This is a genomic window from Mycolicibacter kumamotonensis (assembly GCF_002086285.1).
Lineage (GTDB): Bacteria > Actinomycetota > Actinomycetes > Mycobacteriales > Mycobacteriaceae > Mycobacterium > Mycobacterium kumamotonense.
The window spans coordinates 1-14909 of the sequence record NZ_MVHU01000042.1 but is presented as its reverse complement, the minus strand read 5'-3'; the positions used below and the strand labels follow the sequence as shown (position 1 = coordinate 14909).

The window sequence follows — 14909 nt, the reverse complement described above, 5'->3', positions numbered from 1 at the left end:
GCTGTGTCTTACTGAGTGCTACGGGTCTTAGTGCAGGTCTTTGAGGGCGGCGGCGAGCTCGGCGCCGGTCATCGGCTCGCGCGCTGCCACGAAGATGGTGTCATCCCCGGCGATCGTGCCGACGACGTACGGTAGCGCGGCCCGGTCGATGGCGCTGGCCAGGTAGTCCGCTGCGCCGGGTGGGGTGCGCAGCACGGCGAGGTTTCCGGTGGCGTCGGTGGAGACCAGCAGCTCCCCCAGCAGCCGGCACAGCCGGTCGGTGCCACCGGACACCCCGCGCACCGGGCTGCCGTCCTCGGGCACCACGTACACCCCGGCCCCGCCGTCGACACCGCGCAGCTTCACCGCGCCGAGTTCCTCGAGGTCCCGCGACAGGGTGGCCTGGGTGACCTCGATGCCATCGGCGGCCAGCAGCGCGGCCAGCTCGGTCTGGCTGCGCACCGACTCCGAGGACAGCAGCTCCACGATGCGGGCTTGGCGGCCCACCCGGCCGACGGGGCTTTCCGGCCGGCTCATCGTGATCGTTCCAGCAACCACACCAACAGCGCCTTCTGCGCGTGCAGCCGGTTCTCGGCCTCGTCCCACACCGCGCTACGCGGACCGTCGATCACCGGGTCGGTGATCTCATCTCCGCGGTGCGCCGGAAGGCAGTGCAGCACTGTGACTTCCGAGTCAGCGACCGCGACGAGATCGTCGTTGATCTGGTAGGGCCGAAACGGCGCGACCCGGTCCAGACCGTCGTCCTCCTGCCCCATCGAGGTCCAGGTGTCGGTGACCAGCACGTCGGCGCCGGCGGCGGCAGCGGTCGGGTCGATGGTGACGGTGACCGAGGCGCCGGTGTCGGCGGCCCGCGCCTGCGCTGCGGCCACCACCGCGGGATCGGGGGTGAACCCCTCCGGGGCGGCGACGGTGACGTGCACCCCGGCGGTGACGCCGCCGAGCATCAGCGAGTGCGCCATGTTGTTGGCGCCGTCACCGAGGTAGGTCAGCTTGAGTCCCTTGAGGGCGCCCTTGCGTTCGGCGATGGTCTGCAGATCGGCCAGCACCTGGCAGGGGTGGAACTCGTCGGAGAGCGCGTTGACGATCGGCACCGTGGCGGTGGTGGCCATCGCGGCCAGCCGGTCCTGGGCGAAGGTGCGCCACACGATGGCATCGACGTAGCGCGACAGCACCCGCCCGGTGTCCTCCAGGGTCTCGTCACGGCCCAGCTGGGTGGAGCGGCCGTCGACGACGACGGCGTGCCCGCCCAACTGCGCGATACCGATCTCGAAGGAGAACCGGGTGCGGGTGGAGTTCTTGTCGAAGATCACCGCGACCCCGCGGGGGCCCTCCAGCGGCCGGCGGGAGAACGGCTCGGCCTTCAATTCCGCTGCCAAGGAGAGGATTTCGGCCTGCTCTACCGGCGTGACGTCGTCGTCGCGCAAAAAGTGGCGGATCATGACGCGGCCTCCCGCGCGGTCTCCAGCACCCCCGGCAAGGCGGTGAGGAAACCGCCGAGCTGCTCTTCGGTGATGATCAGCGGCGGGGCCAGCCGCACCACGTCCGGGGCGGCGGCGTTGACCAGGAACCCGGCGCCGCGGGCCGCGGCCTCAACGGCTTTGGCCATCGGCGCGCTCAACACCACACCCTGCAGCAGGCCCTTGCCCCGCACGTGGTCGACCAGCGGATGGTGCAGTTCCTCGATCCCGTGACTCAGGAACTTGCCGAGCGTCCCCGCCCGGACGATCAGGTCGCCGTCGTCGAGCGCCTTGAGCACCGCCAGCGCGGCCGAGGTGCAGATCGGGTTGCCGCCGAAGGTGCTGCCGTGGCTGCCCGGGGTCAACAGGTCACCGGCCGACCCGACCGCCACACACGCGCCGATCGGCAGGCCCCCGCCGAGCCCCTTGGCCAGCGTGACGATATCCGGGGTGATGCCGTCGTGTTGGTGGGCGTAGAACGCCCCGGTCCGCCCCACCCCGGTCTGCACCTCGTCGAACACCAGCAGCGCCCCGTGGGCGGCGGTGATTCCCCGCGCCTCGGCCAGGTAACCGGCGGGCGGTGTGACGACGCCGCCCTCCCCCATGATCGGTTCGAGGAAGACCGCGGCGGTGGTCGAATCAACGGCTTCGGCCAGCGCTTTGGTGTCCCCGTAGGGCACGTGTGTGACCTCGCCGGGCAGCGGCTCGAACGGCGCACGCTTGTCGGGCTGGCCGGTCAGCGCCAGCGACCCCATGGTGCGGCCGTGAAAACCCCCTTGGGCGGCAACGACCTTCGTTTTCCCGGTGAGCCGGGTGATTTTGAAGGCGGCTTCGTTGGCCTCGGCTCCGGAGTTGCAGAAGAAGACCCGCGCCGGGGCGCCCAGATGATCGACGAGGCGCTCGGCCAGCGCGATACCCGGTTCGGTGGCATACAGATTCGAGGCGTGCCCCAGCGTATTCAGCTGGGCGGTGACGGCCTCGATCACCGCGGGGTGCCGGTGTCCGAGCACGTTCACCGCGATACCGCCGAGCAGGTCGAGGTAGCTCTTGCCGGATTCGTCGGTGACCACCGCACCGTCACCGCTGACCAGCGCCAGCGGCGGGGTGCCGTAGTTGTTGGTCATCACCGCCGACCAACGTTCCTGCAGGGTTGTCACGGGTTCACCACCTTTGTTCCGGTGCCGGCGTTGGTGAACAACTCGACCAGCACGCAATGTTCGACCCGCCCGTCGATGATGTGGGCGCTGGGCACCCCGCCGCGCACCGCGCGCAGGCAGGCTTCGACTTTGGGAATCATCCCGGATTCCAGCTTCGGCAGCAGCTGCTCGAGCGTGGTGGTGTCGATCTCGCTGATCAGGGAATCGGTGTCGGGCCAATCCGTGTAGAGACCCTCGACATCGGTGAGCATCAGCAGTTTCTCGGCCTGCAAGGCCTCGGCCAGCGCGGCGGCGGCGGTGTCGGCGTTGATGTTGTGCACCACGCCGTCGGTGTCGGGCGCCAGCGTCGAGACCACCGGAATCCGGCCCGCGGCAATCAGATCCAGCACCGCCGCGGTGTTGACCTGGTCGACGTCGCCGACCAGCCCGATGTCGGTGGCGACCCCGTCGACGGTGACGCTGCGCCGCACGGCGGTGAACAGCGCAGCGTCCTCGCCGGTGATGCCGACGGCGTAGGGCCCGTGCGCGTTGATCAGCCCGACGAGTTCACGGCCCACTTGGCCGAACAGCACCATGCGCGCCACGTCGAGTACTTCCGGTGTGGTGACCCGGAATCCGCCCTTGAAGTCGCCTTCGATGCCGAGCCGTTTGAGCATGCTGCTGATCTGCGGCCCACCGCCGTGCACCACCACCGGCTGGACGCCGCAGTTGAGCAGGAACGCCATGTCCGCGGCGAACGCATGCTTGAGAACGTCGTCGGTCATGGCGTTGCCGCCGTATTTGACGACGACGATCTTGCCGTGCAGCTGCTTGAGCCAGGGCAGCGCTTCGGCCAGCACCCGGGCCTTGTCGTGGGTGGTCAGGTTGTTCATGAGCTGTACGCGGAGTTCTCTTCGACGTAGGCGTGCGACAGGTCGGTGGTGCGCACGGTGGTGCGCCCGGTGCCCTGGTGAAGCTCCACGGTGACCTCGACATCGGGACCGGACAAGTCGACCTCACGCGCACCCGGCATCGGCATGCCGTCACTGAATACCGGAGACCCGTTGAAGGACACGGTGATCCGATCCGGATCAATCACGAACGGCACCATCCCCACCGCGGCCAGCACCCGACCCCAGTTCGGGTCAGAACCGAACAGCGCGGTCTTGACCAGGCTGTCCCGGGCGATGCAGCGGGCGGCGAGCAGGGCCTGGTCGTCGGCGCCGGCACCGGTGACCGTGATCGTCACCCGCTTGGTGACGCCTTCGGCGTCGGCCTGCAGCTGGGCACACAGGTCGTCGCAGGCGGCCAGCACCGCGGCGTCGAGTTCGTCCTGGCTGGGGGTGATCTCGCTGGCACCCGACGACAAAAGCAGCACCGTGTCGTTGGTGGAGCAGCTGCCGTCGATGTCGAGCCGCTCGAAGGTCAAGGCGGCGGCCCGGCGCAGCGCCCGGTCCAGCGCCGGTGGGTCGGCCTTGGCGTCGGTGGTCAGCACCACCAGCATGGTGGCCAGCGACGGGGCCAGCATGCCGGCACCTTTCGCCATTCCGCCCAGCGTCCAGTTGTCCTTATGGTGCAGCGCAACCTGTTTGGGCACCGTGTCGGTGGTCATGATCGCCCGGGCGGCCTCGTCGCCGCCGACCAGCCCCCCGGCCATCTCGTGCACCACTTCGGTGACCCCGGCCAGCAGCTTGTCCATCGGAAGCCGGTCGCCGATCAGCCCGGTGGAGCAGACCGCCACCTCGACCGCCCCCGTCTCGGTGCCCCAGTCCGACAGTGCGGCGGCGACGGCTTCGGCGGTGGCGTGGGTGTCTTGGAATCCCGCCGGGCCGGTGCAGGCGTTGGCGCCGCCGGAATTGAGGATCACCGCCCGCAGCCGGCCGCCCTTGAGCACCTGTTGGCTCCACTGGACCGGCGCCGCTTTGACCTGGTTGCGGGTGAACACCCCCGCGGCCGCGTAGTCCGGCCCCTCGTTGAACACCAGCGCCAGGTCCGGCGCGCCGGACGCCTTGATGCCGGCGGCGATTCCGGCCGCCCGGAAGCCCTCCGGCGCGGTGACACCCTGCTCGCGCAGCAGCCGCGTCTCGCTCACGGGGCCACCCCCACCACCGAGAGGCCCTCGGATTCCGGCCAGCCCAGGGCCAAGTTCATCGCCTGCACCGCGGCGCCGCCGGTGCCCTTGACCAGGTTGTCGATCGCGGAGATCGCGATGAACGTCGAGGCGTCCTCGTCCACGGCGATCGCCAGGTGTGCGGCGTTGCTGCCGATCACCGATCCGGTCTTGGGCAGCTGGCCCTCGGGGAGCAGATGCACGAACGGCTCGGCCTGGTAGGCCTTTTCGTAGGCGGCACGCAGCTTCGGCAGTGGTGTGGTGGTTTTGGCCGTGCAGGTGGCCAGGATCCCCCGGGAGGCCGGGATCAGCACCGGGATGAAGGAGACGGTGACGTCGCGGTGGGTCACCGCCCGCAGGCCCTGACCGATCTCCGGGGTGTGCCGGTGTGCGCCGCCGATGTTGTAGGCCCGCGCCGACCCGATCACCTCCGAGCCGAGCAGGTCGACCTTGGCGGCCTTGCCGGCACCGGAGGTGCCGCTGACCGCGACCACCGTGACGTCGGGCTCGACCAGGCCGGCGGCCACGGCCGGGAACAGCGCCAACAGCGCCGCGGTCGGGTAGCAGCCCGGCACCGCGATCCGCCGGGCGTCTTTGAGCTGATCGCGCACCCCGGGCAGTTCGGGCAGCCCGTAGGGCCAGGTGCCGGCGTGCGCGGAGCCGTAGAAGCGTTCCCAGTCGGTCGGGTCGTCCAACCGGAAGTCCGCGCCGCAATCGACCACCAGGGTGTCGTCATCGAGCTGTTCGGCCAGCACCGCCGAATGTCCGTGCGGCAGCCCGAGAAAGACAACGTCGTGACCGGCCAGGATGTCGACCTCGGTCGGTTGGAGCACCCGGTCGGCCAGCGGCGTCAGGTGGGGATGCTGTTCGCCCATGGTGCTGCCGGCGTTGCCCGCGGCGGTCAGCGCCCCGATGGTCAGCCGGCCGTCGGCGTAGGCGGGGTGTCCCAGGAGCAGCCGCAGGATCTCACCGCCGGCGTACCCGCTGGCACCGGCCACTGCCACCTTGATCGCTTTGGTCACTGCGCGATTCTGCATGATTATGCGTAGTTATGCAAATTAATACTTGGGTGCGGGGATTTTCTGCGTGCGAGCGTGCGCAGTTGTACGGCTGCCCACGGCGTGTCGTGGGCAGACACGCCCGCTCGCCGAGGAGGAGGGTAGCCCACCGTCAGTCACCCGCGGCATCGCGGTAGGCCTCCAACAGCCGCAGCCAGATCTCGCTGATCGTCGGGAAGCACGGCACGGCATGCCACAGTCGGCTGATCGGTACCCGGCCGGCGACGGCGACGGTGGCCGAGTGCAGCAGTTCGGCGACGCCGGGGCCGACGAACGTGACGCCGAGCAGGTGCTGCTGATCGGCGTCGACCACCATCCGCGCCCGCCCGGTGTAGCCGTCGGCGTGCAGCTTGGCGCCCTCCACGGCATCACCGATCTCCACGTCGATCACCCGCACCCGGTGACCGGCCTGCCGCGCCTGCTCGGCGGTGAGTCCCACCGCGGCGGCCTCGGGGTCGGTGAAGAACACCTGCGGCACGGCGTGATGGTCGGCGGTGGTGGCGTGTGCGCCCCACGGCGCGGTGTCCAACGGTTTTCCCGCCGCCCGAGCGCCGATGGCATCACCGGCGATGCGCGCCTGGTATTTGCCTTCGTGGGTCAGCAGGGCCCGATGATTGGCATCCCCGCACGCATAGAGCCACCCGTCGTCCACCGCGCCGACCCGGCAGGTGTCGTCGACCTCGAGCCAGTCCCCGGGAGTCAGGCCCACGGTCTCCAGGCCGATGTCGTCGGTCAGCGGCGCGCGGCCCGTCGCGCACAGCACCTCGTCGACTTCGAGCTCACTGCCGTCGTCCAGTTCCAGCCACACCGGGCCGTCGGGGTCGGGCCGGCGCAGCCGGGCGACCGAAACACCGGTGCGCACATCGACACCCGCATCGGTGAGGCTGCGGGCCACATATTCGCCGGCGAAGGACTCCATCCGGGGCAACAGTCCGGAGGTGCGAACCAGCATCGTCACCGAGGCGCCCAAACCCTGCCAGGCGGTGGCCATTTCGGCGCCCACCCCACCGCCTCCGATCACCGCGAGCCGGCCCGGTACCGAGTCGGCCTCGGTGGCATGCCGGTTCGTCCACGGCCGGGCCTCGACGATCCCGGGAACATCCGGGAGCGCTGCGCGGGTCCCGGTGCAGATCACCACGGCATGCCGGGCGGTGAGCGTCGTCGTGTCATCGTCGGGTGTGGTGATTCTCAGGGCATTTCAACCCTGTGCGGTTTTAGGTTCGCCCCCCACCAGATCGGACCGTCCTCCCAGGGATCGGCGAGCAGTCAGCATGTTTGCCTCGGAAGCCTGGTTCCGACATCAGGTGGCACGTCCTCACTGAACATGAGGTGCCTCGCGGTAGTGATCGAGGACCCGTGACCAGGCACCTCGGTACTTCAGTGCGTGGTATCGAGCCGGATCTCGTTGGGTAGTACACCGCTGACCCAATTGGCGGGGGTGCTTCTCGGCCGCGTGCCCCGCGGCATGACTGGTGGCCTGGAGAGCCATCTCGACGTTTGCGACGTCGACGTCGATGGCGTGGACATGCGGATCGGCGGACAAGAAACCCGCAGACTCGCCGTCGGAGACCGAGTCCGCATCGACGCAATCATGAAGATCGAACCCACCTACACTGCGCAAGCTGTCCACTACCTCGACGAGCAATCCTGAATTTCCCGGTCGGGGTCAGCCGTGCCCGCGGAAGATTATCCGCATCATCTTGAGGGTGAAGCGGGTGAACCGCCAGGACTGGATGAGTAGGTTCTGACGCGCTCGCAGTTTGCTGCGGGTGGGCAACGGGGCAGCGGCGATGCCTTCGGCAGTCCGGTCGTTGCCCGTTGGGTGGAGGCTGTCGTCGTCCACGGGAGCACCTTCCATACGGGTCATTCGGGGATCAGCCACCAGAACGGCCTGGCTTTGGCCTTGTAGATGAACAGGTAGTGCAGCAGCAGTTTCATCCAGTGCCCGGCCAGGCCGATCTCTCCGGACGTGCCGGCGAGATCGCGGCCGGTCTGCGGATACGTCTTCCAATCCGGGACGACCGGGTACATCGTCATCGCGGCGGCCGATCCTTGCCGGAAGCCGGTGCCGGCCGAGGCGACGCACGCGGCACCCACGGCCGCCATCGAGGCCGCGTGCGCAGGAACTTGGGTGGACTTGGTGATCCGGTCGCGGATGGTCTCGGCGACCGCTTTGGCCATCATGCCCGACGGCATGCCGGTGCGCGGCGGGGCTGGGGTGATGACCGTTCCCCTGACACTCTTGCGCGGCTTCGAGATCGGATGTGGAGGCGCGAACGCGATGCCGGGCGCGAAGATGTTCGGGTAGGCCGGCGACTCGTAGGTGCGCGGCCAGTCCTCGGCAGACCATTCTTCGTAGGGCTTGCCCGAGTAGTCGGCGTCGACCTTCAAAAATCCCGATGGCGCGAACATGGCGGACGTGATATCCGCGCCGTCCCTGTCGTAGGCGGCGAGGGTCACGCCCTTGAACGGTGGCAGGAGCATGGCGAAGTCGAAGTCCAGGTCGTGCTCGTTGCCGTCGAGTTGCTCGTAACGCAGCTTGCCTTCCATCACCTTGCTGACATGAGCCTGGGTGATGGCTTTGACGCCGCGCTCACGGAATAGGGACTCGGTCCACATCCGGCTGGACTGCACGAAGCCCTTCTCGACGAACTGCATGCCGTCGACGCCGAAGTCGCCCAATTCGTATTCGTTGGTGAGGTAGTAGATCTCGGCGAGGTCGCGCACCCCGGCGTTGCGCAGCGTGCGCTCGACGTTGAAGGTGTACTCGAACGCCGCGCCCTCGCAGGTGCAGTTGCCGTGGCCGACGCCGACGACCAGGCGCTGCTTCTCGCCGGCCTTCAGCTTGGCGACGACTTGTTCAAATGCCTGGGCCGTTGCTGCGGCGTGGGCAGCGGTGCACACCGACCAGGAGTGCCCATCGGGTCCGAGGCCGGGAGTGGCGGCGAAGTTCAGCTGCGGTCCGGTGGCGTTGATGAGGTAGTCATAGGTGAGATTTCCGGTCTCACCACGGTGTTCCTCGTCGGTGTAGGTGAAGTCCACCGACGGCGACGACTGCTCGCCCGTACCCTCGGGACGGATCGCGGTGGCAAGACCCTGATGGAAGACGATGCCCTTGCGGTTGTAGACGGGCTTGAGCGGAATCAGCACCTTTTCGACGTCCATCCGGCCGACACCGACCCAGATGTTCGACGGTATCCAGTTCCAGTCGGGCTCCGGTGAGATCACGACGACCTCGTGTGCGCGGGAAAGCATTCGGCGCAGGTGCAGCGCGGCGGTATGCCCGGCGATACCCGCGCCGAGGATTACGGTTCGTGCCATTGGTGCTCCTCGGTCGACAGTATGATCCGACCCCCATGGTATACCGCATGGGGTATACGCGCCAATTTGGGGCGCGGCCCCTTAACGCCCTTGACCTCGAACCATGTGTGCCACGAACGTCGAGTATGCGTCCGCCGCCTTGACGACCAGGCCCCCAGATCGGGCCGGCGCTAACATGATTCGCCACTATGCCTTGGCCTGCGCCACGGCCACCGCGCGCAACTGCGCAATTTGCAGATTCATACCCCCAGGGGCGCCGCCGGTCTTTACGATTTCTGAGCTGGTGCCCTCAGCTCGGTCGGGGCGTCCGGCAGTTGTCGCCGCCGTGGGAGCTGCGGGACACCTTCACCATCTTGATTGAGCTGGAAGCCGCGGTGGTGTTCATCGGCGAGGGGTGGAGGAGATTGCCGGATCGCGGTCAGGGATGCCATCGGACCCTGTGCACGGCGTCACCAACGAGTTGCCAAAGCTGATACCCATGTTTCGGCAGGCCGACGATCGGCTGCTGATCTGTGCCACGAACTCGGTGCGGGCGCTGGATCCGGCATTCCTGCAACCAGGACGATTCGACTGCATCATTCCGATTGGCCCGCCGTATGCGACGGCCCGCATTGCGATGTGGGAGCGATTTCTCGGTTCGGCCGCAGACACCGTCGATGTTGACGCGCTGGTCGCCGAGACCGCGATGTTCACCCCCGGCAGATATCGAGTTTGCTGCGCGCAAGGGTGCGCAGTTCGGATTCGAACGCGAAATCGAGTTCCGCCGCGACGAAGCGGCGCAGACGTCGGACTACCTGCGGGCGATCAGCGAAACCAGCCCGTCGTTGACGCAGGCTGAGCTCACCGAGTTCGGTGAGGATACCGAGTTGTACACCCGCGGCTGTGATCCCCGCGGCGTGGCCTGAATCCGTTTTGCGTCGTGCAAGTTGGACGGGACCAGCGGGTGCAGCCGCCGAGGTGCTTCACTGGCATATACCCCCTCGGGTAAGATATATCTCTGTAGCCGATCCACTTGGGACGGGTGCACGGCGGCCGGGAGGCTGTAGTGGGAGGCGGCCACGGATGGAGAGGCTTGAATGTTGACCCTTCTCAAGCGGGTTTGGGTGCCGCTGGTCGTCGCGCTGGCGGCGGTCGCCGGGACCCTGGCGGTAGTCAACCTTCGCGGCGTTTTCGGTTCCGGCGAGATCTTCCGCTGGGATGGCAGCGGCTCGTCGGTGATCGAGTCGATCAATGAAAAGCGGGTCGTGTATGAGGTTTTCGGGCCTGGTGACGCGAGCGGGGGAATCAGCTACCTGAATGAGGGGACGCAGCCGGTGCAGACATCGTTCACAACCCTGCCGTGGAGCTACACGATGACCACGACGAGTCCGGCGGTGATCGGCAATCTGGTGGCCCAGGGGGACGGCGATGAGATCGGTTGCCGCATCACGGTTAACGGCGACGTCAAAGATGAACACTTCGCCACCGGTCACCACGCCCAGGTCTTCTGTCTGGTGAAAGCCGCATGAGCAGCCACGAGAACCTCCGTCCGGGGTACATGCGTCTGGTTCGCCGCCTCGCCTGGCCGCTGATCATCGGCTGGCTGCTGCTGACCGTCGGCCTCAATGTGCTGGTGCCGCCGATCGAATCGGTGGCGCGGGACCACGCGGTGACGATGTCCCCGCAGGATGCGCCCGCAATGATCGCGGCAAAGCGCACCGGTGCGAAGTTCGAGGAGTTCGACTCCGATTCCATGGTCATGCTGGTGCTCGAAGGTGAGCGTGAACTCGGCCCGGATGCCCACCGCTACTACGACACGCTCATCGCGAAACTGGCCGCCGATCACGAACACATCCAGCACATCGCGAACCTGTGGGGTGACCCGATCACCGCCGCCGGCGTGCAGAGCAGCGACGGCAAAGCCGCCTACGCGCAGATCAACACCGCCGGTGATCAGGGCAGCACTCTGGGCAACGAGTCGGTCGATGCGGTGCGCAAGATCGTCGCCTCGGTGCCGGCACCGGATGGGGTGCGCGCGTACGTCACCGGGCAGGCGGCGCTCACCACCGACATGACCGAGGCCGCCGACCACAGCATGCTCAAGATGATGGGCGTGACCGGCCTGGTCATCATCATCATGCTGGCGATCGTCTACCGGTCGGCCAGCACCGTGGCGCTGGCGTTGGTGATGGTCGGTTTCGAGATGGGTACCGCCCGCGGCCTGGTCGCGTTGCTGGGAGACCTGGGCCTGCTGGGGTTCTCGACGTTCGTGGTGGCGATGCTGTCGTCGCTGGCGATCGCGGCCGGCACCGACTATGCGATCTTTTTGATCGGGCGCTACCACGAGGCCCGCAATGCTGGCGAGGACCGCGAAACCGCCTGGTATTCGATGTTCCGCGGTACCTGGCATGTCATTTTGGGTTCGGGGTTGACGATCGCGGGGGCCTCGCTGTGCCTGCACTTCGCCCGGCTGTCGTATTTCAAAGCGCTGGGCATCCCGTCGGCCCTGGGTCTGGTGGTGGTGGTCGCCGGTGCGCTGACCGTCGCCCCGGCTGTCGTCGCGGTCGCCAGCCGGTTCGGGCTGCTGGATCCCAAGCGGGTGGAGGGTCGCGGCTGGCGGCGCATCGGCACCGCCAACGTCCGCTGGCCGGGGCCGGTGTTCGTGGCCGCGCTGCTGGTCACCCTGGCCGGCATGCTCGCAGTGCCGGGCATGAAGATCAGCTTCAACGACCGTTACTACATTCCGGCCGATCTGCCGGCGAACGTCGGCTACGACGCCGCCGAACGCCATTTCAGCGCGGCACGGATGAATCCCGATGTGCTGATGGTCGAAGCCGATCACGACCTGCGCAATCCGGCCGACATGATCATCTTGGATCGGATCGCCAAAAACATGTTCCGCACCCGCGGTGTGGAGCGGGTGCAGAGCATCACCCGGCCGCTGGGCAGCCCCATCGAGCACACCTCGATCCCGTTCCAGATCAGCATGGGTGCCGTCCCGATTCAGGAGAATCTGCAGTTCATGACCGACCGACTCGCCGACATGGTCACGATGAGCGATGACCTGGGCGCCACCATCGATTCGATGGTGCGACTGCGGGATCTTGTTGGGCAAATGAACACCACCACCGCGCACATGACCGACCACATGGCGGCGATAGACGAGACCGTCAACGAGATCCGCGACCACATCGCCGATTTCGACGACGTCGCGCGCCCGGTCCGCAACTACTTCTACTGGGAGCAGCACTGCTTCAACATCCCGGTCTGTCATGCGGTCCGGTCGGTGTTCGACGCCTACGACGGGATGGACAAGTTCAGCGAGAACATGGAGCCGTTGCTCGCCGACATCGCCGACATGAACACGGTGATGCCGCAGATCGTCGGGCAGTTCGACCCGATGATCGCGGTCGCAAAATCCATGCAGGCCAATCTGCTCTCGATGCACTCGAGCTTCGCCGGACTGGTGACCCAGATGGCGCGGATGACCGACACCGCCAGCGAGATGGGCCGGGCCTTCGACGCATCCAAAGCCGACGACTACTTCTACCTGCCACCGGAGGCCTTCGACAACCCGGACTTCCAGAAGGGCTTAGCACTCTTCTTGTCCCCGGACGGCACGGCAGCACGGTTCATCGTCACCTACGACGCGGACCCGGCCACGCCCAAAGGTATTTCGTTCGTCGAGCCGATGCTCGCCTCAGCGCACGACGCGGTCAAGGGCACCCCGCTGACCACTGCCAAGTTCTATCTCACCGGAACCGCGGCGGTGTACAACGACATCCAGTCCGGTTCCACCTACGACATCCTGATCGTCGGAGCAGCGGCGGTGACCCTGATCTTCATCGTGATGCTGCTGATCACCCGGGCGTTGGTGGCCTCGGCGGTGATCGTCGGAACGGTGCTGCTGTCACTGAGTGCGGCGTTCGGGCTGACCGTGCTGGTCTGGCAGCACTTGTTCGGCCTGGAGTTGAACTGGATCGCACCGGTGTTCGGCGTCATCATCCTGCTTGCGGTGGGCTCGGACTATAACCTGCTGTTGGTCTCACGCTTCCAAGAGGAAATCGGTGCCGGGATCAAGACCGGGATCATCCGCTCGATCGGCGGTACCGGATCGGTGGTCACCGCGGCCGGACTGGTTTTCGCGTTCACGATGATGTCCATGGTCGCCAGTGACCTCTACTCGATCGGCCAGGCCGGCAGCACGATCGGGCTCGGACTGCTGTTCGACACCCTGATCGTGCGGTCATTCCTGACGCCGTCTTCCGCGGCGCTGCTCGGACCCTGGTTCTGGTGGCCGCAGAAGGTGCGCCAACGCCCGGCCCGTTATGTGTCGCGGGCTCCTCGGAGCCCGTCGGCTGGCTCGGAAGCTCCTACCGAGGAGATTCCGACGAAATAAGCCGAGTTTCAACCGTTATCCCTGCCGACATATAAGGAGTGCACCCATGATGTGCGGGAACAATGTGCGCGGGTTCGGTTACTCGGCGTGGCGCGCCAAAAGTGGCATCGGCGGCTACTGGCGCCGACAGCGCCGGGTGTTGAGCGCGGCCACTATCCTGTTGGCCAGCACCATCGCCGCGACGGTGTTGCCCGGTGTCGCGGCGGCTGATTCCACGCAGGACTACCCGATACCACGCAGGATCATTCAGACAACGTGCACCGCAGAGCAACTCTTGGGCGCCGCGCGCGACCGATCTCCCGTATATTACGACCGGTATATGACCGACTTTCGTAATCACCCGTTAGAAGTTCAGCGGGCGACGAAGGAGGAAATACATTGGTTTCTTTCGCTGAGCCCCGACGGCCGCAGAGCCCAATCCGAGGAATGGGCCACTCATTTCGCTGACCCCCTGACCGCGGCGTGGCCGAACTGGGGGAAGATCTTCTTCAACAACAAGGGAATCGTCGCAAAGACCACTGGCGCGTGCTCCCAATATCCTCCCGACGATGACTCCCTATGGGACTGGTGAGACGCCGTGATGAGACAGACAGGACTCGCGGCGATTGTCGCTACCGCGATCACCTTGGCGGCGCCTGCGCATGCCGACGTCGACACCGAGTTTGCTGATCAACTCCACAGCCACGGCATCTACGGCAGTCGCGACCACAACGCGTGGCTGGCCAAGATCACCTGCGAACGACTGCGCCGCGGCGTGGACGCCACCACCGCCGACTCAACCCGTTTCCTATCCACCAACCTTGCCCGGAATACCAGCCAGGCGCAGGCGTGGGCGTTTCTGGCCACCGCGCTCACGTTCTACTGCCCGGACCGTGCACTCATGTTGGACCCGCCGACACAGCGTGGTGAGGTAGAGCAGGGTTGATACCGAGTACTGGACAGCGGATGTCGTTGGGTAGGTGGTGGCTGGCTATCACCACCGTCCGTTCTGCTTCGATCAGCCCGCCTTCGGGCTCAAGCAGCCGGCGCAGCAGCAGATCGGCGTCGCCGGCGTCGAGGTGCTCGGTGGGTTCGTCGAGCAAAACGATGCGCGCTGGTGAGAGCACGGACCGGGCCAGCAGCAGCCGCCTGCGTTGACCCGCGGACACCGCGTGCGCGCCACCGGATAACACCGTGGCCAAGCCGTCGGGCAGGCCCGCCAGCCACCCACCGAGCCCGACCCAGTGGATGACCGCCATCAGCTCGTCGTCTCGACAGTCGCGGCGGGCCACCAGCAGGTTGTCGCGGACGGTGGTGGCAAAAATGTGTGCGTCTTCGGCGAAAAAGGTGATGGCATTGCGCAATTGGACTTCGTCGAAATCACTGAGCGCGGTGAGGTGAGCCCCTCGTAGTGGTCCAGTCGTTGTGGGACTCTGTTGCCCGGTCTGCGGGCGAGGAAGAATCAGCAAC

General features: G+C 66.7%; 15 protein-coding genes and 2 pseudogenes. 7 read left to right on the top strand and 10 right to left on the bottom strand.

What is annotated here, in order from left to right; genetic code table 11:
- Positions 1–27: 27 nt before the first annotated feature.
- The 7 genes and pseudogenes from BST28_RS20260 to BST28_RS20230 form a co-directional block, all read right to left on the bottom strand.
- On the bottom strand, positions 28–516 hold the full coding sequence (locus tag BST28_RS20260) for an arginine repressor (protein ID WP_019735763.1): 489 nt from the start codon (positions 514–516) through the stop codon (positions 28–30).
- Positions 513–1439 carry an ornithine carbamoyltransferase gene (gene argF, locus BST28_RS20255; RefSeq protein WP_019735762.1) on the bottom strand — a complete coding sequence of 309 codons (927 nt, stop codon included), beginning with the start codon at positions 1437–1439 and terminating at the stop codon, positions 513–515. The genes BST28_RS20260 and argF overlap by 4 nt, the downstream gene beginning before the upstream one ends.
- Entirely contained in the window at positions 1436–2614 is a 1179-nt protein-coding gene (locus BST28_RS20250) for an acetylornithine transaminase (protein ID WP_019735761.1), read from the bottom strand. The genes argF and BST28_RS20250 overlap by 4 nt, the downstream gene beginning before the upstream one ends.
- Complete coding sequence (gene argB / locus BST28_RS20245; protein ID WP_019735760.1) at positions 2611–3486, bottom strand: acetylglutamate kinase; 876 nt, start codon at positions 3484–3486, stop codon at positions 2611–2613. Before argB ends, BST28_RS20250 begins: the two co-directional genes overlap by 4 nt.
- Entirely contained in the window at positions 3483–4685 is a 1203-nt protein-coding gene (argJ, locus tag BST28_RS20240; RefSeq protein ID WP_019735759.1) for a bifunctional glutamate N-acetyltransferase/amino-acid acetyltransferase ArgJ, read from the bottom strand. The genes argB and argJ overlap by 4 nt, the downstream gene beginning before the upstream one ends.
- Positions 4682–5740 carry an N-acetyl-gamma-glutamyl-phosphate reductase gene (argC, locus tag BST28_RS20235; RefSeq protein ID WP_029248926.1) on the bottom strand — a complete coding sequence of 353 codons (1059 nt, stop codon included), beginning with the start codon at positions 5738–5740 and terminating at the stop codon, positions 4682–4684. The genes argJ and argC overlap by 4 nt, the downstream gene beginning before the upstream one ends.
- 133 nt (positions 5741–5873) lie before the next feature.
- Positions 5874–6923, bottom strand: a pseudogene (locus BST28_RS20230) (FAD-dependent oxidoreductase); the annotation flags it as partial.
- Between the two features lie 276 nt (positions 6924–7199).
- Between BST28_RS20230 and BST28_RS20225 the strand changes: the two are divergent.
- Positions 7200–7412: a hypothetical protein gene (locus BST28_RS20225; protein WP_067976663.1), complete on the top strand. Its 213-nt coding sequence runs from the start codon at positions 7200–7202 to the stop codon at positions 7410–7412.
- Positions 7413–7427: 15 nt separating this feature from the next.
- Here BST28_RS20225 and BST28_RS20220 read toward each other — a convergent pair whose 3' ends face one another.
- Together BST28_RS20220 and BST28_RS20215 are read right to left on the bottom strand one after the other, a co-directional pair.
- A complete protein-coding gene (locus BST28_RS20220) occupies positions 7428–7604 on the bottom strand; it encodes a hypothetical protein (RefSeq protein ID WP_234808352.1) in 177 nt (58 codons plus the stop codon).
- A 20-nt stretch (positions 7605–7624) separates the two neighbouring features.
- Complete coding sequence (locus tag BST28_RS20215; protein ID WP_067976665.1) at positions 7625–9082, bottom strand: NAD(P)/FAD-dependent oxidoreductase; 1458 nt, start codon at positions 9080–9082, stop codon at positions 7625–7627.
- A gap of 424 nt (positions 9083–9506) precedes the next feature.
- On the opposite strand from BST28_RS20215, the pseudogene BST28_RS24925 reads away from it, so the two are divergent.
- From BST28_RS24925 to BST28_RS20190, 6 genes and pseudogenes are all read left to right on the top strand, one after another.
- Positions 9507–9608 (top strand): annotated as a pseudogene (locus BST28_RS24925) (hypothetical protein); the annotation flags it as partial.
- A 130-nt stretch (positions 9609–9738) separates the two neighbouring features.
- The gene (locus BST28_RS24920) at positions 9739–9987 is read left to right on the top strand and encodes a hypothetical protein (RefSeq protein ID WP_067976666.1); all 249 of its coding nucleotides are present in this window, start codon (positions 9739–9741) and stop codon (positions 9985–9987) included.
- Between the two features lie 171 nt (positions 9988–10158).
- Positions 10159–10590 carry an MmpS family transport accessory protein gene (locus tag BST28_RS20205; RefSeq protein ID WP_083082635.1) on the top strand — a complete coding sequence of 144 codons (432 nt, stop codon included), beginning with the start codon at positions 10159–10161 and terminating at the stop codon, positions 10588–10590.
- Positions 10587–13460 carry an MMPL/RND family transporter gene (locus BST28_RS20200; protein ID WP_083082633.1) on the top strand — a complete coding sequence of 958 codons (2874 nt, stop codon included), beginning with the start codon at positions 10587–10589 and terminating at the stop codon, positions 13458–13460. The genes BST28_RS20205 and BST28_RS20200 overlap by 4 nt, the downstream gene beginning before the upstream one ends.
- Positions 13461–13506: 46 nt before the next feature.
- Positions 13507–14031: a DUF5078 domain-containing protein gene (locus BST28_RS20195; protein WP_234808351.1), complete on the top strand. Its 525-nt coding sequence runs from the start codon at positions 13507–13509 to the stop codon at positions 14029–14031.
- Positions 14032–14040: 9 nt separating this feature from the next.
- Positions 14041–14385 carry a DUF732 domain-containing protein gene (locus BST28_RS20190; RefSeq protein WP_083082630.1) on the top strand — a complete coding sequence of 115 codons (345 nt, stop codon included), beginning with the start codon at positions 14041–14043 and terminating at the stop codon, positions 14383–14385.
- Here BST28_RS20190 and BST28_RS20185 read toward each other — a convergent pair.
- The coding region (locus tag BST28_RS20185; RefSeq protein WP_133054341.1) for an ATP-binding cassette domain-containing protein at positions 14339–14909 on the bottom strand (571 nt) is incomplete at its 5' end. The two genes, BST28_RS20190 and BST28_RS20185, sit on opposite strands and share 47 nt — an antisense overlap.

Coding starts and splice junctions, on each gene's coding strand:
- argB (WP_019735760.1), bottom strand. CDS start 3,486: ATGAACAACCTGACCACCCACGACAAGGCCCGGGTGCTGGCCGAAGCG.
- BST28_RS20190 (WP_083082630.1), top strand. CDS start 14,041: ATGAGACAGACAGGACTCGCGGCGATTGTCGCTACCGCGATCACCTTG.
- BST28_RS20200 (WP_083082633.1), top strand. CDS start 10,587: ATGAGCAGCCACGAGAACCTCCGTCCGGGGTACATGCGTCTGGTTCGC.
- BST28_RS20215 (WP_067976665.1), bottom strand. CDS start 9,082: ATGGCACGAACCGTAATCCTCGGCGCGGGTATCGCCGGGCATACCGCC.
- BST28_RS20205 (WP_083082635.1), top strand. CDS start 10,159: ATGTTGACCCTTCTCAAGCGGGTTTGGGTGCCGCTGGTCGTCGCGCTG.
- BST28_RS20260 (WP_019735763.1), bottom strand. CDS start 516: ATGAGCCGGCCGGAAAGCCCCGTCGGCCGGGTGGGCCGCCAAGCCCGC.
- BST28_RS24920 (WP_067976666.1), top strand. CDS start 9,739: ATGTTGACGCGCTGGTCGCCGAGACCGCGATGTTCACCCCCGGCAGAT.
- argC (WP_029248926.1), bottom strand. CDS start 5,740: ATGCAGAATCGCGCAGTGACCAAAGCGATCAAGGTGGCAGTGGCCGGT.
- BST28_RS20195 (WP_234808351.1), top strand. CDS start 13,507: ATGATGTGCGGGAACAATGTGCGCGGGTTCGGTTACTCGGCGTGGCGC.
- argF (WP_019735762.1), bottom strand. CDS start 1,439: ATGATCCGCCACTTTTTGCGCGACGACGACGTCACGCCGGTAGAGCAG.